General features: G+C 63.1%; 16 protein-coding genes. 14 read left to right on the plus strand and 2 right to left on the minus strand.

The window, feature by feature from the left end:
• Position 1: 1 nt before the first annotated feature.
• Positions 2-3034: a D-2-hydroxyglutarate dehydrogenase YdiJ gene (gene ydiJ, locus VFB05_RS05005; RefSeq protein WP_325009469.1), complete on the minus strand. Its 3033-nt coding sequence runs from the start codon at positions 3032-3034 to the stop codon at positions 2-4.
• A 202-nt stretch (positions 3035-3236) separates the two neighbouring features.
• Between ydiJ and VFB05_RS05010 the strand changes: the two genes are divergently transcribed.
• Genes VFB05_RS05010 through VFB05_RS05030 form a run of 5 tightly spaced genes read left to right on the plus strand, consistent with a single transcriptional unit; the run spans position 3237 to position 8533 of the window.
• A complete protein-coding gene (locus VFB05_RS05010; RefSeq protein WP_325009471.1) occupies positions 3237-4577 on the plus strand; it encodes an MFS transporter in 1341 nt (446 codons plus the stop codon).
• Positions 4578-4603: 26 nt separating this feature from the next.
• On the plus strand, positions 4604-5515 hold the full coding sequence (locus VFB05_RS05015) for a DUF1932 domain-containing protein (protein WP_325009473.1): 912 nt from the start codon (positions 4604-4606) through the stop codon (positions 5513-5515).
• Between the two features lie 24 nt (positions 5516-5539).
• The gene (locus tag VFB05_RS05020) at positions 5540-6862 is read left to right on the plus strand and encodes an MFS transporter (RefSeq protein ID WP_325009475.1); all 1323 of its coding nucleotides are present in this window, start codon (positions 5540-5542) and stop codon (positions 6860-6862) included.
• Positions 6859-7806, plus strand: a complete 948-nt coding sequence (locus tag VFB05_RS05025) for an amidohydrolase family protein (protein WP_325009477.1) — start codon at positions 6859-6861, stop codon at positions 7804-7806. The genes VFB05_RS05020 and VFB05_RS05025 overlap by 4 nt, the downstream gene beginning before the upstream one ends.
• Before the next feature lie 49 nt (positions 7807-7855).
• Positions 7856-8533 (plus strand): RraA family protein, encoded by a 678-nt coding sequence (locus VFB05_RS05030; protein WP_325009479.1) that lies wholly within the window; start codon positions 7856-7858, stop codon positions 8531-8533.
• 53 nt (positions 8534-8586) lie between these two features.
• Here VFB05_RS05030 and VFB05_RS05035 read toward each other — a convergent pair whose 3' ends face one another.
• A complete protein-coding gene (locus tag VFB05_RS05035) occupies positions 8587-9189 on the minus strand; it encodes a MarR family winged helix-turn-helix transcriptional regulator (RefSeq protein ID WP_325009481.1) in 603 nt (200 codons plus the stop codon).
• Between the two features lie 152 nt (positions 9190-9341).
• Here VFB05_RS05035 and VFB05_RS05040 point away from each other — a divergent pair, with 152 nt between their 5' ends.
• The 9 genes from VFB05_RS05040 to VFB05_RS05080 are packed head-to-tail and all read left to right on the plus strand — an operon-like array spanning position 9342 to position 17162.
• Positions 9342-9860 carry a flavin reductase family protein gene (locus VFB05_RS05040; protein WP_325009483.1) on the plus strand — a complete coding sequence of 173 codons (519 nt, stop codon included), beginning with the start codon at positions 9342-9344 and terminating at the stop codon, positions 9858-9860.
• Positions 9861-9880: 20 nt separating this feature from the next.
• Positions 9881-11350 (plus strand): 4-hydroxyphenylacetate 3-hydroxylase family protein, encoded by a 1470-nt coding sequence (locus VFB05_RS05045; RefSeq protein ID WP_325009485.1) that lies wholly within the window; start codon positions 9881-9883, stop codon positions 11348-11350.
• 16 nt (positions 11351-11366) lie between these two features.
• Complete coding sequence (locus VFB05_RS05050; RefSeq protein ID WP_325009487.1) at positions 11367-11747, plus strand: cupin; 381 nt, start codon at positions 11367-11369, stop codon at positions 11745-11747.
• Between the two features lie 53 nt (positions 11748-11800).
• Positions 11801-13189, plus strand: coding sequence for an ABC transporter substrate-binding protein (locus tag VFB05_RS05055; protein WP_325009489.1), 1389 nt, complete (start codon positions 11801-11803; stop codon positions 13187-13189).
• 45 nt (positions 13190-13234) lie between these two features.
• Positions 13235-14134, plus strand: coding sequence for a branched-chain amino acid ABC transporter permease (locus tag VFB05_RS05060; RefSeq protein WP_325009491.1), 900 nt, complete (start codon positions 13235-13237; stop codon positions 14132-14134).
• Positions 14134-15060: a branched-chain amino acid ABC transporter permease gene (locus VFB05_RS05065; protein ID WP_325009493.1), complete on the plus strand. Its 927-nt coding sequence runs from the start codon at positions 14134-14136 to the stop codon at positions 15058-15060. The genes VFB05_RS05060 and VFB05_RS05065 overlap by 1 nt, the downstream gene beginning before the upstream one ends.
• Positions 15057-15803, plus strand: a complete 747-nt coding sequence (locus tag VFB05_RS05070) for an ABC transporter ATP-binding protein (protein ID WP_325009495.1) — start codon at positions 15057-15059, stop codon at positions 15801-15803. The genes VFB05_RS05065 and VFB05_RS05070 overlap by 4 nt, the downstream gene beginning before the upstream one ends.
• Positions 15803-16495 carry an ABC transporter ATP-binding protein gene (locus VFB05_RS05075; RefSeq protein WP_325009497.1) on the plus strand — a complete coding sequence of 231 codons (693 nt, stop codon included), beginning with the start codon at positions 15803-15805 and terminating at the stop codon, positions 16493-16495. Before VFB05_RS05070 ends, VFB05_RS05075 begins: the two co-directional genes overlap by 1 nt.
• Positions 16479-17162 (plus strand): DUF2848 domain-containing protein, encoded by a 684-nt coding sequence (locus tag VFB05_RS05080; RefSeq protein ID WP_325009499.1) that lies wholly within the window; start codon positions 16479-16481, stop codon positions 17160-17162. Before VFB05_RS05075 ends, VFB05_RS05080 begins: the two co-directional genes overlap by 17 nt.
• Positions 17163-17184: the final 22 nt, after the last annotated feature.

Consider the following 17184-nt stretch of genomic DNA (forward strand, 5'->3'; position numbering starts at 1 on the left):
GTCAGCCCGCGCGCAAGCACGCCAACAGCGCCTGTGCCGGGTGGGGCAGGGCCTGCCCGTCCACGATCTTGACCTGCGATCGGCAGGAATAGCCGGTAGCGAGAAGGCGGCCGCTCTGCGCCCATCGGGCCACCTGTTTGCTCCAGCTCATCGCATAGATTTGCTCCGACGTGGCACGGTGCTCAGCCTCGTGGCCATAGGTCCCCGCCATCCCGCAACAGCCTGACGGCAGCACGCGCAGTGCCGCGCCCACTGCTGCGAATGCCGCTTGCCAATCCTTCTGGCTGGGCGCAGCCAGCGACCGCTCCGAGCAGTGCGGCAGCAGCAGATATTCCTCGCCGGCATTCAGTGATCTCGGAATCGCGTCGCGGTGACGGGTGAGCCATTCCTGAAGCAGCAGCACCGGCGGCGGACGGTCCGCCTCCGCCAGCATGGTGTAGTCCGAGCGATAGGTCAGCGTCATCGAGGCGTCGACGCCGACCAGCTCGACGCCCGTGGTGGCCAGATCGCGCAGCATGGCGGCGTTACGCAATGCGGCGCGCTCGAAGGCACCTAGGAAGCCGTGCACGTGCAGCGGCTTTCCGTTCGGCAGGAATGGCGCGACGAACGGCTTGAAGCCAACCGCCTGCATCAGATCGAGCACCGCCACCACGATAGGCGTTTCGTACCAGCTCGTGAAAGCGTCCTGCACCAGCACCACGCTGCGTGTGCGCTCTTCGGCCGACAGCGCGGCCAGCGCCGCCGGCGTTGCAATTGCAATCTCGCGCGCCGCTAATTCTCGTTGCAGTGAAACGTCGGAGAATCTTGGCGTATGCACCAGGCCGATCACCCGCATCGCTGCGCGACCCGCCAGGTTATCGACAAGCAAATTATACAGCCCACCGACTTTGCCGAGTGCTGGCAGCATCGCTTCCAGCGAAGCGACCATGTGATGGCGCAGCGGCCGCAGGTAGCGGCCGTAATAGAGTTCGAGGAATTTCGCCCGGAACGTGGGGACATCGACCTTGATCGGGCACTGCCCGCTGCAGGATTTGCAGGCGAGGCAGCCGTCCATCGCCTCCTTCACCGCATGCGAGAAATCCGGCGCGCGACTCCAGCTGTTGCGCAGTCTTGCGGGCAATTCCTGCCAGAGCGGGCGTTTGCGCAGCTTGTCGGCTTCGGCGAGGGGATCGACGCCGAGCGCGGACAGCTGGCGCAACCATTCGCGGGTCAGCGAAGCCCGGCCTTTCGGCGAATGCCGGCGATCGCGCGTCGCCTTATAGGACGGACACATCGCCTCATCCGCGTCCCAGGTGAAGCACGCGCCATTGCCGTTGCAGTGGAGGGCTTCGTCATAGGCGGCACGGATGGAGCGGGCGATGGTCCGGTCGAGTTGGCCGCGCGTGGTCAGCCCGTCGATCTCAAGCAGTTTTCCATCCGCGGGCGCGGCGATCTTGCCCGGATTGAGCTGATTGCGGGGGTCGAACGCGGCCTTGATGGATTGCAGGGTCGGGTAGAGCGGGCCGAAGAAGCGCGGTGAGAATTCGGAGCGGACGCCCTTGCCGTGCTCACCCCATAGCAGGCCGCCATACTTCTTGGTGATCCGGACCACGTCTTCCGTGATCTCCCGGATCAGCAGCTCCTGTGTCGGATCCTTCATGTCGATCGCGGGGCGCACGTGGAGCACGCCAGCATCGACGTGACCGAACATGCCGTAAGTGAGGTTGCGAGCGTCGAGGGCGGCGCGGAATTCGGCGATGTAGTCGGCGAGGTGTTCCGGCGGCACGGCAGTGTCTTCGACAAAGGGAATCGGACGCTTGTCGCCTTGCATGTTGCCGAGCAGGCCGACCGATTTCTTCCGCATGTCCCAGATGGCGCCGACGTCGGCTTCGCCGCGCGTCACGGTGAAGCCGCGGCGGCCGCGCGATGTCCCGACGGACGCGAGCGCGTCAGTCACCTTGCGCACGGACGTTTCGACATCAGCCTCGACGTCGCCGACGAATTCGACGAGGTTCACGCCCGTGGCGCGCTGTCCGTCGTCCTCCGGAAAGTATTGTTGAACGGACTCCCAGATCACATCGCTCTGCGCGAGGCCGAGTACCCTGGAATCCACGGTCTCGATCGAGGCGGCGCCAAACCGGATCAATTCCTGCGCATCGCGCAGGGCGGCATCGAAGCTGCCATAGCGCACATTGACCAGCGCGCTGTGCTTCGGGATCGGCACCAAATTGAGCTTGGCTTCGGCGATCAGCGCCAGCGTGCCTTCGCTGCCGCAGAGGATCGAGTTGAGGTTGAAGCGTCCTCGATCGTCGCGGATATGTGCGAGGTCGTAGCCGGTCAGGCAGCGGTTCAGTTTCGGGAAGTGGGCGGCGATCAGGTCCGCCTTCTCGCGCTGGATCGCGTCGACCAGCCGATGAACCGCGCCAACACGGTCGCTGCGCTGCTTGACCTGCTGCAGTTCCTCGTCCTCGATCACACGCGAGGTCCAGATCGTGCCGTCCAACAGCACGGTGGTCAGCTCCAGCACGTGGTCACGCGTCTTGCCATAGAGGCAGGAGCCCTGGCCGCTGGCGTCGGTGCTGATCATGCCGGCGATCGTGGCGCGATTGGAGGTGGAGAGTTCCGGCGGAAAGAACAGGCCGTGTTCGGCGAGTGCGGCGTTGAGCTGATCCTTCACCACGCCGGCCTGCACCCGTACCCAGCGCTCCCCCGGATTGATTTCGAGGATGCGGTTCATGTGACGGGAGACATCCACGACGAGGCCTTCGGTCAGCGATTGGCCGTTGGTACCGGTTCCGCCGCCGCGCGGAGCGAACACGATGTCCTTGAAACGATCTTCGGCCGTAACGCGTGCAAGGCGCACCAAGTCGTCGACGGTCCGCGGAAATACGATGACTTGCGGGAGGAGTTGGTAAATTGAGTTGTCAGTCGCTGAGACGATCCGGTCGGAATAGGCCGGTGCCAGATCGCCCTCGAACCCGCGCAGCCGGAGTTCCGCGATGAGGTCGGCATGCAATGCGGCAGGGGCCGGCATATCGGCAATGCGTGGCAGCATGGTCTCTCCCTGGGCCCGCTGATCGCCCTAACCGGCGGCCGGCGCTGCACTTTTCAAGTGAAACGCCTCTGTTTGGCGGGATGCAAGCGCCTTGATGCGCTCGATCAAAAATGAAACACCGTTTCAAAATAAATTGCAACGGCGTTCTGTTTTTGCTATCGCGCGCCATGGCCGGGGTACATCGGCCGATCCGGAGGAACCCATGGCAACGTCCCGCGCCGCCTCGGCCGACACAGGCTTCGCACCCGAAGAGGAGCGCATCCTCTCGAAGGTGATGTGGCGCATCGTCCCCTTCCTGCTGCTCTGCTACATCATTGCGTATCTCGACCGAGTGAATGTTGGCGTCGCAAGCCTCACGATGAACCAGGATCTCGGCATCTCGCCGTCCGAATTCGGCTGGAGCGCCGGCCTGTTCTTCCTCGGTTACTTCCTGGCCGAAGTTCCCAGTAATCTTGCCCTGCAGGCGGTCGGTGCGCGCAAATGGATAGCCCGCATTCTGATCACCTGGGGTTTGCTGTCGGCCGCCACCGCTTTCGCCGTTGGTCCAGTGAGCTTCGGCGCGATGCGCTTCCTGCTCGGCCTCGGCGAGGCGGGGTTCACGCCCGGCGTATTTCTCTACTTCACCTACTGGTTTCCGGCCCGCATCCGCGGCCGCGCGACCGCAGCGTTCCTGCTCGGCATTCCAATTGCAAACATCCTCGGCGCGCCGCTTTCGAGCTCGCTGCTCACCCTGAATGGCGCGGCTGGCCTTCACGGCTGGCAGTGGCTGCTGATCCTCGAAGGCCTGCCCGCCAGCATCCTCGGCTTCGTCTGCCTGTTCACGTTGACCGATAAGCCCGAGCAGGCCAAGTGGCTGAGCACTGAAGAACGAGCCTGGCTTGCCGAGACGCTTGCAAGCGAGCGCCAGGCGATCGCCGCGATGCATTCCTCATCACTGAAGGATGCGTTCACCAATTGGCGCGTTCTCGTGTGTGCGGCCGTCAACTTCTGCGCCATCATCGGCTCGGTCGGGCTCGGATTGTGGATGCCGCAAATCCTCAAAGGGTTCGGCTTCTCCATCGTGACCGTCGGATTTCTCGCCGCGATCCCCTACATCTGCGGCGCTGTAACCATGATGCGGTGGGCGCGACTGTCCGACCGCGGCGGTGAGCGAAGCTGGTTCGTCGCCTCCGCGCTGCTGGTGGGTGCCGCCTCGCTGATCGTGTGCGGCTATGCGACTTCGTCGGCGCTGATCTCGATCATCGCGCTGTGCGGCGCCGTCGTCGGGATCATGTGCTACCAATCGACGATCTGGCCGATCCCGTCGAGCTTCCTCACCGGCAGCGCTGCCGCCGGCGGGCTGGCACTGATCGTTTCGATCGGCAACCTCGGCGGCTTCGTCGGCCCTTATCTGATCGGCGAAATCCGGCAGGCGACCGGGAGCTTCTCCTGGGCGCTGATCTCGGTTGCCGCATTCCTCATCCTTGCTGCCATCCTCATCCGGATCGTCGGCCTCAGCCTGCAGGGGCGCGCATCCGCCCTGCCAAAAACCGCGCGCGCGTGACCCGCAACTCATCGAAGGAGAACACAATGAGCCAGAAGCAACAATTCCGTCTCGGCCTGGTCGGCTATGGCGAGATCGGCAGTACCCTTGGCAAGGGCCTGCGCGAAGCCGGCCTGCAGCAGATATTCTGCTATGACAAATACGCGTTCGACGGCCCTTATGCCGATTTGATCCAGAGCCGGGCCAAGGCGGCCGGGGTGATGCTGGTCAAGTCCAATAAGGAATTGGCTGACGCCGCGGAATTGATCTTCAGCGTGACGCCGGGCTCCGCATCATTGCAAAGCGCGGACGCGTTCGCGTCTGTGCTCGACGGCCGCCACACCTTCCTCGACTTCGCCTCTGCCACCCCCAAGGTGAAATACGGCGTCGCGGAGCGCCTGGCCAGGACGGGCGCCACGCTCGGCGACGGCTCGATCATGGGTACGCCGAAGAACGGCTATTCGATGCACATGATGTCGAGCGGCCCGGCCGGACAGCGCGTCGTTGATCTGCTGGTGCCCTGGGGCATGAGCATCGAATATGTCGGCGAGAAGCTCGGCACGGCTTCGGGAATCAAAATCCTCCGCTCTGTCCTGATCAAGGGCATCGAAGCGCTGATCGATGAGACGCTGCTGGCGGCGCGGGCCTATGGCCTTGACGAAACCGTGCTGGCTTCCGCTTCCAAGACTTTGACCCGGCCGTTCATGGACACGGTCGAGAGTCTGACGCCCTCCGGCGTTATTCACGCCAAGCGTCGCACCGAAGAGGTCGAGATGGCCGCCGAAGCCGTGGCAGATGCCGGGATCGAGCCGCTGATGGCAAACGCAACGGCGGCGCGGCTGCGCTGGAAGAACAGCCTCGGCCTGAAGGAGCACTTCAACGCCGTCGTGCCGGAAAACTACAAGATCGCGATCGACGCGATCGTGGCGAAGATGCCCAAGGCGAAAGCTGCCGAATAAACAGACACGGTCAGGGAGACAGATGTGACGACCATTCGGACAGACCTCGATCAGATCGAAAAAGTGACGATGCGCCGGGTGCTGCTGCGCCTCGTTCCGTTCCTGATGATCTGCTACTTCTTCGCGCTGCTTGATCGCGTGAACGTCGGCTTCGCTGCCTTGCAAATGAACAAGGATCTGGGCTTGACGCCAGCGATGTTCGGCTTTGCCGCCAGTCTCTTCTTCGTCTCCTACTTTCTGGTCGAAGTGCCGAGCAATCTGGCGCTACAGAAATACGGCGCGAGGCGCTGGATCGCCCGCATCATGATCACCTGGGGCCTGGTGACCATGTGCATGGCGTTCGTGGTCGGGCCGAATTCGCTCTATGCGATGCGATTCCTCCTCGGCGCTGCCGAAGCGGGCTTCTTTCCAGGCGCCATCCTGTACCTGACCTACTGGCTGCCGTCGCAATATCGGGCGCGCATCCTGGCGACGTTCACGGTGTCGATCCCGCTCGCCACGTTTCTTGGCTCGCCGCTCTCGGTCGGCCTGCTCGAACTCGACGGCGCGCTCGGCTTGCGCGGCTGGCAGTGGCTCTTCATTCTGGAGGGGGTGCCCACCATCCTGCTGGGCCTCGCGTGCCTGTTCGTTCTGACCGACAAGCCGGCGCAGGCATCCTGGCTGACCAACGAGCAGCGCGAATGGTTGACCGGGCGAATGGAGGCAGATGCGGCCGCGCGCAAGCCTGTCGGGCATCTCTCGCTCTGGCAACTCGCCACCAACAAGTACTTTCTGGTGATGGCGCTGGTTTGCTCGGGTGCGTCCGCAACCGGCAGTGTCCTGTCGGTCTGGCAACCGCAGCTTCTGAAGTCATTCGGCCTCTCGAACCTACAGACCGGGTTCGTTAACGCGATTCCCTACGGCATCGCGACCGTGGTCATGGTTTTGTGGGGCCGCCACTCCGACCAGACGGGTGAGCGCCGCTGGCACACGGCACTGACGCTCTTGCTTGCGGCTGGCGGCTTCACGGCCTTGGGCCTGACGGGCACCGCGGTCGTCCCGACGGTCATCATGGTCACCTGCTGTCTAGTGGGCGCTTATGCCTTTAAGGGGCCGTTCTGGGCACTCTCGGCAAGCTGGCTCTCGGCGAGCACGCTCGCGGCGGGTCTCGCCGGCATCAACGCGATCTCTAATCTGATCGGCGGCGGCCTCATGGTGAACGTGGTGGGCTTGGTCAAACAGTCGACCGGCAGCTTCGTGATCGGGATGTTGCCGTTGGCGCTGCTCTGTGCGGTGGCGGCAGTCTGCGTCCTCGTGCTGGGTCGTAGTGCCGCGCGTGCGGCGGAAATGGTTGCGGTGAAGCCATGAGTGTACGCACAACTGCCAGCCGCCGTGGCGTGCTCGCCGGCATGCTCGCCTGCAGCACCGGCGCTTGGGCGGCGGGGATCGAGCAAGCCGTACCAAACAGTACCGGCTCTGCCGCGCCGAAACTCGATGTACCGACGAACGCATGCGACTGCCATCATCACATCTATGACGGCCGGTTCCCCGTGTCACCACACTGGCGGCAGGGCTTTCCGGTCGGCGCAACCGTCGCGGACTATCGCTTGCTGCAGCGGCGGCTCGGCACGACCCGGAGCGTGGTGGTGCAGCCGTCGACCTACGGCATCGACAATCGGTGTCTCGTCGATGCGCTGAGCCAGCTCGGGACTGCCGCACGCGGCGTTGCCGTCGTTGACACCGAGGTGAAGGATGCGGAACTGCGTGCACTCAACGATGCCGGCGTGCGGGCCATCCGCGTCAATTTCGTATCTGCCCAGACGTGGGGCACGACGACGCCGGAGATGTTGACCACGCTCGCAGGCCGCGTGCACCCCTTCGGCTGGCACGTCCAGATCCTGATGACGGGTGATCAGGTCGCGGCCCATGAAGCCGTGCTTCGGGCCCTGCCGACCAAAGTGGTCATTGATCACCTTGGCCGCATTCCACAGCCGGACGGCGTTCGGCACCCAGCCTTCGCGGCGGTGAGCCGCATGCTGAGCAGAGGCCGGACCTGGGTGAAGGTGACCGAGCCCTACGAGGACAGCAAGCTTGGCCCGCCTTACGCAGACTCCAGCGAAGTTGCGCGTGCCTATGTGAATGACGCGCCGGAGCGCATCCTGTGGGGCACCGATTGGCCGCACCCGACCCAGCGCGGCACCAAGCCGGATGACGCGCTACTCGTCGATCTGTTGGCCGATTGGGCGCCGGATGAGGCGACTCGCCGGCGAATCCTGATTGAAAATCCAGCCGAACTGTTCGGCTTCTCGTAAAACGGAAACGTCTTTCTCACTGCAATGTGAAGTTAGTTAGGAGATATAGATGTCTGTGGGATTCAGAATCCTGAAACGGCAACGCAAGGTCGACACCGGCGCGGTCGAACGTTTCGCGCGGCTGCCGGTAGCAAATGTCAGCGACAGCATGTTGCGCATGACGGGCGGCGGGGCGCGCCTTCGTCCAATGCACCGGGCTGGCGGCCTTGCGGGCCCAGCCTTGACCGTGAAGGCACCGCCCGGCGACAATTTGATGGTTCACAAGGCCATCGCGCTTGCCGAGGCCGGAGACATCATCGTGGTCGATGCCGGAGGCGATCTGACGAACGCTATCACTGGCGAGTTGATGCTAATGCAGATGATCAAGCGCGGGGTCGCAGGCCTGATCATCAATGGCGCGATCCGTGATGCCGGCTACATCCGAAGCCAAGACTTTCCGGTATTTGCCGCTGGCATCACGCATCGTGGCCCCTACAAGAATGGCCCCGGCGAAATCAATGTCCCGATCGCGATCGACGGCATGGTCATTGAGCCCGGCGACCTCGTCATCGGCGACGATGACGGATTGCTCTGCGTTCCCTTCGATCAAACCGACGTGGTGTTCGAGGCTGCGACGGCGAAGTTCGAAGCCGAGCAGAAGCAGATCGCCAACATCCACGCCGGCACGCACGACGCGTCATGGGTCGACAAGCAGCTCCGCGGCTTGAAGTGCGAAGGACTTGATTGAAGCTGCTCATCGCGGCTCGAGTGCGTACTAGAACCGATCTGCCGGGATAACCGCTACCGCACGCTTTGACGGCTTGCTCGTCGCTTTTTGCGAATTCTTTCCGGCTCGGTGCGTGACGCTTCGCTATTTTTAGACGTGAGCGTTGCGCGAACGTGCTCGGCAAGCTTCAACGCGCTATCGGCGTTCGAAGCCAGGCGCGACAGCAACTGTGACAGCATTTTGAACTCCTCGCGCGTCAGCATCCCGAACAACGCGTCGTTGACCGGTCGCTGCAAGGCGGCAAGGCGGATCAATAGGCTCATTCCGCCCTGGGTGAGGGTGAGTTGCACTCGCCGTCCGTCTCCGGGGTGGGGGCTCTTCTCGAGCAGGCCGTCGGAAACCAGCTTGTTGATCTCGTTGGTGACGAAGGCGCCGCTTAAGTACAGCCGTTCGGCCACCTGATTCACGCCCATCGGCCCTTCCGCCGTCGAACTCTTGATCGCGATCAGGATCAGATACTGGGTAGGCGACAGGCCGACAAAGCCTGCAAATATTCCCCGGCAGGCCTCCAGACTACGTCCGAAAGCGAAATAATCGTAGAGGAGGCCGCGAAGCGTGCGGTCTCCTTCCTTGTCGAGCAACTCGGGTTTCGACGCCGTCAACAGCGCATCGGTCACGGTTATTCTCTCCGCGAAATCATAGCCTTGCGAGCTTACTTAAAAAGCACGCATGCGCTCGTCCAGCAAGGGGCTTGACATTCTCAGATAGCTTTGCCAAAAAGCTATTTGAGAATTATAATTCTAAGCCAGTGCGGCGAGGCGGGTGTCCCATGGAGGACCGTGCATTCAGGCAGGTGTTGGGGGAATTCGCGACCGGCGTTGCCGTGGTGACCGCGCGCGGCAAGGGCGACGAGCTCATCGGCATGACCATGAGCTCATTCAATTCCGTATCGTTGGATCCCCCGCTGGTCCTGTTCAGCGTCGATCGCAAGGCGCGTAGCCTGCCCGCGATGCTCGAAGCCAAGGGCTTCGCCGTCAACATCCTGGCTCGTGATCAGGAGCAGATTTCCAACCAGTTCGCGCGCGCTCTTTCCAACAAGTGGGATCAGGTCAAGACGTCGGTCGGCCATGCCGAGGCCCCGCTGATATCAGGGGCCCTGGCCCATTTCGAATGCGCGCCGTTCGGAAACTACGATGGCGGCGATCACGTGATCTTCGTGGTCCGCGTTATCAGGCACGCCGCCCGCGGCGAGGCGGCGGCCCCATTGATCTTCTTTCGGGGGCGTTACCGCGACCTCGTCGACGAAGCCGAGCGCGAGCCGACCTGGCCGCTTCCCATCCATTACTAGCTTCGAACCGGAGAACCGCGATGCGCAGCGCAAAGGAATATCTGTCAGGCCTGAAGGACGGCCGGACCATCTACATCAACGGCACCTCGGTCGGCGACGTGACGACGCACCATGCCTTCCGCAATCTGGCCGGCTCCATGGCGGGCCTGTTCGACTTTGCGAGCGCGCGGGAGAATGCGGATCTGATGACGTTCGATACGGGCGCTGGTCGTGCCAATCGCATCTGGCAGCTTCCGGCCTCTTACGCTGACCTCCTGAAGCGGCGGAAGGCGCTGGAAGCATGGGCTTCGCTGCATGCAGGCTTCATGGGCCGTGCGCCAGACCACGTCGCATCGTGCATTTCCGGCCTGTACATGGGGCTCGACGTGTTCAAGGCCTACGATCCGGCCCGCGCCGGCGCACTCGAGGGCTACTACCGCTACGCCCGCGACAAGGACCTCTATCTCACCTACGTCATCATCAATCCGCAGGCCGATCGTTCCAAGGGCGCAGCCGAACAGGCCGATCCATTCCTCACCGCCGGCGTCGTCGACCGCGACGCTGAAGGGATTGCGATTCGCGGCGCCAAGATGCTCGCCACCGGAGGTGTGGTGGCTGACGAGGTGTTCGTCACGACCATCCAGCCGATGCGTCCCGGCGAGGAGCGTTATGCGATGTCCTTCGCGATTCCGATGAAGACGAAGGGCCTCAAGATGCTGTCGCGCAGGTCCTACGAGGAGGCTGCCGGCGCGGTGTTCGACAATCCCCTGTCGAGCCGCTTCGACGAGAACGACTCAGTTCTCTACTTCGACGACGTGAAGGTACCCTGGGATCGAGTCTTCATCGAGGGCAACGTCGAGATGTGTCAGAAGCAGTTTCACGACACGCCCTGTCACGTCTATCAGAACTACCAGGCGATGGTGCGTCTCAGCGTGAAGCTCAAGTTCCTGACCGGCCTTGCGCATCGGACCGCGGAAATGAACGGCGTCACGCAGTTCCCGCAGGTGCGTGAAATGCTCGGTCAGCTCGCGGCCGAGACCGGCATGGTCGATGCCCTGGTGGCTGCGATGGAGGCAAAGGGCACGCAGGTCGGTCCCTATTTCATTCCGGACCGGCACACGCTTTATTCCGCGCAGGTCCTCACGCAGCAGCTCTACGCCCACGTCATCAACACGCTGCGCGAGCTCGCCGGCGGAGGCATGATCATGCTGCCCTCGTCGGTGGCGGACTTCGGCAACCCGGAGATCGCGCCCTTGATCGGCAAGACACAGCAGTCTCCGAAGGCCAATTCGCACGACCGCGTGAAGTTCTACAAGCTCGCGTGGGACGCGGTCGGCTCCGAGTTCGGGTCGCGGCATCAGCAATACGAGATGTTCTACGCCGGCGCGACCTTCGTCACCAAGGGCCATTCCTATCGCACCTACGACTGGGCCGGCGCCGATCGGTTGGTGCAGACCATGCTCGATTCCTACGACCTCAACGGCGTTTCGTCCGCCAGCAAAGCCGCCTGAACCAGGGAGATGACATATGCCAGTCAACAAGAAGCACGACGAGTTCTACACGCTCGACATGGCCAGCGGCTGGGAAACGCCGGTGGGCTATCCGGCCGGCATCCAGCAGAAGATCATCGCGGGCGGGCTAGATGAGCAGAACAGGCGCGGGACGCGAACGCGGCTGCTCCGTTTCGCGCCCGGCGTCTACACGACCGCGCCGTTTTCGCATGAGTACTGGGAAGAGGTATATCTCGTTTCGGGCGACCTGATCGTCGGCAACGATGACAAGGGCGAGGGCGGCAAGAGCTTCCCGCCGAACACCTATGCCTGCCGGCCGCCGCACGCGCCGCATGGGCCGTTTAAGTCCGTGGGCGGCTGCCTGCTGTTGGAAATGCACTACTTCGATCCGGTCTGATGCCGGATCGCAACCACTCGCAACATCATTGACCAGCCAAGGGGAAGAGGAATATGGCGCTCAAAGGTATTTCCATCGTAGCGGCGCGTTGCCTGTCGTCACTTGATCTGCTCTTCAGGCTGGATCGCGGGTTACCGCAATCCAATCTTCGGTTGGTGGTCGATGGTCTCGTGGGAGCTCTCGCGATCGGGGTCGTGGCGACGACGCCGGTCGCGGCACAGGAAAAGCCTAGCTCGCTGGGACTGGGTATCTTCACCTTCACGTCCGGTCCCGCCGCGGCCTATGGCATGCCTGGCAAGAATGCCGCCGACCTGATGATCGACGAGATGAATGCCAAGGGTGGCATCGAGGGCGTGCCGGTCAAGGCAACCTACGTTGACGAAGCGCAAGGCGCCCAAGGCGTGATCGCGGAATACCGCCGCCTGGCGGCAGACGCGCAGAACCAAGTGATGGTCGCCGCCTTATCCAGCGCGAACTGCCTGGCGTTGGCGCCGCTCGCCGAGCAATTGGAGGTCCCGACCGTAGGCTGGAATTGCGATACCCACCAACTGCTCATGGACGGCAAGAGCAAGTACGTCTTCCGCCCCAACGGCAACACGGTGCCCGAATTCATCGCCTATGCGATCTACCTGTTGGATCGCAAACCGGGAGTGAAGACCGTTGCAATCATCAACCCGGACTATGCGTTCGGTCACGACGCAGCCAAGATCTTCACCGCGGCGCTGAAGGCGTTGAAGCCGGACGTGGAGATCGTTGCCGAGCTCTATCCGAAGCTCGGCGCGCCAAACTACCAGACCGAGATTTCGCGCCTTGCCACCGCGCGTCCGGATGTCGTCTTCTCAAATCTCTGGGGAGCCGACCTCGAGAACTTCGTTCGTCAGGCTGCGCCGCGTGGAATCTTCACCTCTAGCCAGGTGATCCTCGCACTCGGCGAGACGGTGCTGCAACGCGTGCCGTTGCCCGACGGCGTGATCGTCGGCGTCCTTGGCGACGGATGGTGGATGTCGCCGGACGCCAAAGCCAACCCCGAGACGGTGAAGTTTGCCGAGGCGTACAAGACCCGCTTTGGGGAGTACCCCGTGTTCCCCTCGATCAAGATGGCCAACACGCTGATCTACGTGAAGGCCGCCTACAAAGCGGCGATGCTGAAGAACGGCGGGAAATGGCCGACGCGTGCCGAACTCGCGGATGCGATGAAGGATAGCAAGGTCACGACACTGACCGGGACCGTGCAAACGCGCGCAGACAATGACGGCGTTGTCGACCAGATTGTCGGCGTGACGGTGAAGGCACCGGCGCAGCAGTTTCCCGTCATCGGCGACATGGTTCGCTATAAGGGCAGCAGCCTGATGCCGCAGGTGGGTCAGGATCCGCTTGCGTGGATAGCGACGCTCAAGCCCGAGTTCGCCAAGAGCCTGCCGAAGCCGGGAAGCTACAAATAGGCGCGACGAGGTTCGTCCGATTCCAATCACGCAGGGCTCAAGCCGATGTTGAATGCAATCATCCCCTTGTTGCTGGACAGTCTGGCGAGCGCTGCGTTAATATTCTTCGCGGCGGTGGGCATGACGCTGGTCTTCAGCGTGCTGCGCGTGCTCAATGTGGCGCATGGCAGCCTCTATTCGATCGGCGGCTATGTCGCGGCATCGATTTGCCTGTTCATTGCGAGCCGGCAACTCAGCCCCTATCTGTCCTTTGCAGCGCTGCTGTTCAGCGCCGTCTTCGTGGCGGCCATCTTCGGGCCGCTGATCGAGCGCGGCCTGGTTCGTTGGACATACGGCAAGTCCGAAGCCGTGCAGATCCTGATCACTTTCGGACTGTTCCTCGTCCTAGAAGACCTTCAGCGTCTGATCTTCGGCGTCCAGTCCTTCTACGAAGATACGCCGATGCGATTGCTCGGCACGACGAGCATTGGTGGGGTCGTCTATCTCAACTACCAGATATTTCTGATCGGGATGGCGGTGCTCGTCGTCGTCGGCCTTCGGCTTCTGATCAACCATACCCGGCTTGGGCGGTTGATCACGGCCGTCGTGACCGACCGCGAGATGGCGCAGTCGATTGGCATCGATACCAATCGCATCTTCATTCTGGCGTTTTCACTTGGCGTGTTTCTCGCGGCCCTCGGAGGCGCTCTGGCGACGCCGACGTCCGGCATCGCGCCGGGATTGGGGGCCGACACGATGGTGCTTGCCTTCGCGGTGGCGGCGATTGGAGGACTCGGACAGATCGAGGGGGCGGCCGTGGCCTCGCTGATCGTTGGACTTGCGCGCGTGCTGGCGATCTATCTGGCGCCATCGCTTGATGCCGTCGCGCCCTACGCTGCCATGCTTGTGGTTCTCCTGATCCGTCCCTACGGCCTGTTCGGGTCGGTGACGGCGCGGAGGATATGATGCGAACGATTGCTGCTGCCGCCATTGCGGTCCTCGGGCTGGCTGTGCTGCCGATCGCCGCGCCCTGGCTGCAATTCGTCCTGACGCTTGCCATCGCCAAGGGATTTGCCGCGCTCGGGGTCGCAGTGCTGCTTCGCGCCGGTTTGATCTCGATCGGGCATGCGATGTTCTTTGCCGCCAGTGCCTACTCCGTCGCGTTCCTGGCGCGCGTCGGCATCCACGATCTCGGCCTGCTCCTGATCCTCTCGGTGCTCGCCGGAGGGATCGTCGGCGCCGTGGTCGGATCGTTTCTCGTGCGATATCGGGCGATCTTCTTCGCGATGCTGAATCTTGCGGTGTCCATGGTATGCTACGCGTTATGCGCGAAACTCTACGGGCTCACCGGCGGTACCGACGGCATGCCCGTTCCTGTGCCGACGGTTTTCGGCGTCGAGCTTGCCGAACCTGCCTTCAAGAGCGTCCTGTTCTATCTCAGCCTGGCGCTGATGGTGCTCGTAGGCCTGTCGATCCAGCGCTACCTGAACAGTCCGCTCGGCCACGCGCTCTCGGCCGTCCACACCAATGAAATCCGACTGGAATATCTCGGCATCCCGGTCTGGGCAATTCTGTTGATTGCATATGTCATCTCGGCGGCGCTTGCGGGCCTTGGCGGGGCGATCGCCGGCTTTGCGATCGGACGGGTGGTTCCCGATTTCGCGTTCTGGACCGCATCCGGCCACCTCGTCCTCATCGCCGTGCTCGGCGGAATCGGCGGTGTGCCGGGCGCGTTCATTGGCGCCCTGTTCCTGGAGCTCCTGCACAGCGCAGCGGTGACCGTCACGGATTCCTGGAATCTAATCGTGGGCATGACGTTGATTATCGTGATCATGTTCATGCCTCAGGGGATCTACGGGTTGTTCACGCGCAAGGAAGCGTCGAGCCTATGACCCGCCCCATTCTGGAAGCCAGGAACCTCCACGTCGCATTCAACGGGATCAAGGCCGCCGACGGCGTGAGCATCGCGATCCAGGACGGTGAGTTTCTGGCGATCATCGGTCCGAACGGATCTGGCAAGACGACGCTGCTGAACATCTGCACCGGGTATATTCGTCCGGGATCGGGCAGCGTGCTGCTCGACGGCCAGGACATCACGCGCCTGTCGCCGCGCGCTATCGCACGACGCGGCGTCGCCCGCGCGTTCCAGATTCCACAGCTGTTTTCCGCACAGCGTGTGATCGACAACATGATGTTGGCGCTCGCCGCAACCGACGGTCTATGGAATGCGATCCGGCCGCTGGAGACGGCAAAGCGATGCGACGAGGCAAAGGCACTGCTCGAGTTGGTCGGGCTCGCGGACGATTCGAACCGTATCAGCAGCACCCTGCCGGAGGGGCATCGCAAGCTGTTGGATATCGCGGTCGCGCTGGCGCTGAAGCCACGGCTGCTGCTCTTGGACGAACCGACAAGCGGCGTGAGCGCCCTGGAACGCTTTCTCCTGATGGAGGCGTTGATGAGCGCGTTGCGGCAGCGCCGCATCGCAGCGCTGTTCGTCGAACACGACATGGACGTGGTCGCACGCTATGCGACTCGGGTTCTGGTGTGGAACGCCGGCAACATCATGGCTGAGGGGCGGCCCGACGAGGTCTTCAGCAATGCGCAGGTTCTCCAGCGTGTCGTGGGAGTGGCCTGATGCTCAGTCTCGACAAGGTCAGCGTCTCGATCGAGGGCGTCCGCGTGCTGCGCGGTATCAGTTGCGACATCGTCGAGCGAATGACGACGGTGTTGATCGGACGCAACGGCGCCGGCAAGACCACGACGCTGCGTGCGATCATGGGCCTTATCGCGCATGAGGAGGGCACGATCCGCCTCGATGCCGATGATCTCGGTGGCAGCCCTGCTTACACCCGCGCGCGGGCCGGCATCGGCTACGCGCCGGAGGACCGCCGGCTGATTCCAGAGTTGAGCGTCGAGGAGAACATCCGTCTCCCGGCGCTGGCGCTGAAGCTCGACCGTGCCGAGATCGCGCGCCGGCTCGAGGAGGTTTACCAGCTTTTGCCCGAGTTGCACGTCATGCGCTCGAGGGCCGCCGGGGCCGTGTCCGGAGGGCAGGGCAAGATGGTCGCGCTGGGCCGCGCGCTGACGGTGGCGCGCAAGGTCCTGCTGCTCGACGAACCCTTCCAGGGCTTGGCGCCCGCCCTCGCGCTGGACTATGCGCGCACGCTCGGCGAGTTGCGCAAGCGAAGGCCGGAGCTGGCGATGCTGATCACCGAATCGTCACCGGCGCTCCTCGACCGGATCGCCGACAGGACGCTTCAGATCGAGCGCGGCGAAGTCCTGGCCATATCGACCAAGGAGAGGGAATTTCATGTTGCTGCAATTTGACCGCCTCGCAAGCGACCGCGCAGACCGCGTCGGCGTCGCGATCAACTCTCTCATTATTGCAGGTTGGGCGGGTAGGGACGCCGCGGCCATCGAGCACCATGTCGAGGAACTCGCCGCGCTCGGCATTCCACGACCCTCGACCACACCGCTCTTCTACCGCGTCGCGGCCCAAACACTGATCCAGGAAGGCCGCCTCACCGTGCTGGGCCCGGACAGTTCCGGTGAGGTCGAGCCGGTCATCGTCGCCATGGCTGATGGACTCTGGGTCGGTATCGGATCCGACCACACCGATCGCAAGGCGGAAGCGTCGGGCATCGCCCTTTCGAAGCAGCTGTGCGGCAAGCCGGTCGGCCCGCAGCTTTGGTCATATGCCGACGTCGAGGGACACTGGGATGAACTGGTCCTTCGCTCGTGGGCGACGATCGACGGTGAGCGTGTCCTCTATCAGAACAGCCCGGTGGCTTCGCTGAGGACGCCGCGGGATCTCATCCGGCGCCACACCGGCTCGGGCATGCTGCCGCCCGGGACTTTGATGTTCTGCGGCACGCCCGGTGCAATCGGCGGCATCCGGCCGGGGACGCGCTTTGAAATCGAGCTGACCGATCCCGTGCTCGGCCGCAAGCTGACGCATGCTTACGACGTCGACGTGCTGCCCGTCGTTTTCTGATCCAGCCTCGCAACAACTGCGT

Source organism: Bradyrhizobium sp. (genome assembly GCF_035652035.1).
Classification (GTDB): Bacteria; Pseudomonadota; Alphaproteobacteria; order Rhizobiales; family Xanthobacteraceae; genus Bradyrhizobium.

Coding starts and splice junctions, on each gene's coding strand:
- ydiJ (WP_325009469.1), bottom strand. CDS start 3,034: ATGCTGCCACGCATTGCCGATATGCCGGCCCCTGCCGCATTGCATGCC.
- VFB05_RS05010 (WP_325009471.1), top strand. CDS start 3,237: ATGGCAACGTCCCGCGCCGCCTCGGCCGACACAGGCTTCGCACCCGAA.
- VFB05_RS05015 (WP_325009473.1), top strand. CDS start 4,604: ATGAGCCAGAAGCAACAATTCCGTCTCGGCCTGGTCGGCTATGGCGAG.
- VFB05_RS05025 (WP_325009477.1), top strand. CDS start 6,859: ATGAGTGTACGCACAACTGCCAGCCGCCGTGGCGTGCTCGCCGGCATG.
- VFB05_RS05030 (WP_325009479.1), top strand. CDS start 7,856: ATGTCTGTGGGATTCAGAATCCTGAAACGGCAACGCAAGGTCGACACC.
- VFB05_RS05040 (WP_325009483.1), top strand. CDS start 9,342: ATGGAGGACCGTGCATTCAGGCAGGTGTTGGGGGAATTCGCGACCGGC.
- VFB05_RS05045 (WP_325009485.1), top strand. CDS start 9,881: ATGCGCAGCGCAAAGGAATATCTGTCAGGCCTGAAGGACGGCCGGACC.
- VFB05_RS05050 (WP_325009487.1), top strand. CDS start 11,367: ATGCCAGTCAACAAGAAGCACGACGAGTTCTACACGCTCGACATGGCC.
- VFB05_RS05055 (WP_325009489.1), top strand. CDS start 11,801: ATGGCGCTCAAAGGTATTTCCATCGTAGCGGCGCGTTGCCTGTCGTCA.
- VFB05_RS05060 (WP_325009491.1), top strand. CDS start 13,235: ATGTTGAATGCAATCATCCCCTTGTTGCTGGACAGTCTGGCGAGCGCT.
- VFB05_RS05065 (WP_325009493.1), top strand. CDS start 14,134: ATGCGAACGATTGCTGCTGCCGCCATTGCGGTCCTCGGGCTGGCTGTG.
- VFB05_RS05070 (WP_325009495.1), top strand. CDS start 15,057: ATGACCCGCCCCATTCTGGAAGCCAGGAACCTCCACGTCGCATTCAAC.
- VFB05_RS05075 (WP_325009497.1), top strand. CDS start 15,803: ATGCTCAGTCTCGACAAGGTCAGCGTCTCGATCGAGGGCGTCCGCGTG.
- VFB05_RS05080 (WP_325009499.1), top strand. CDS start 16,479: ATGTTGCTGCAATTTGACCGCCTCGCAAGCGACCGCGCAGACCGCGTC.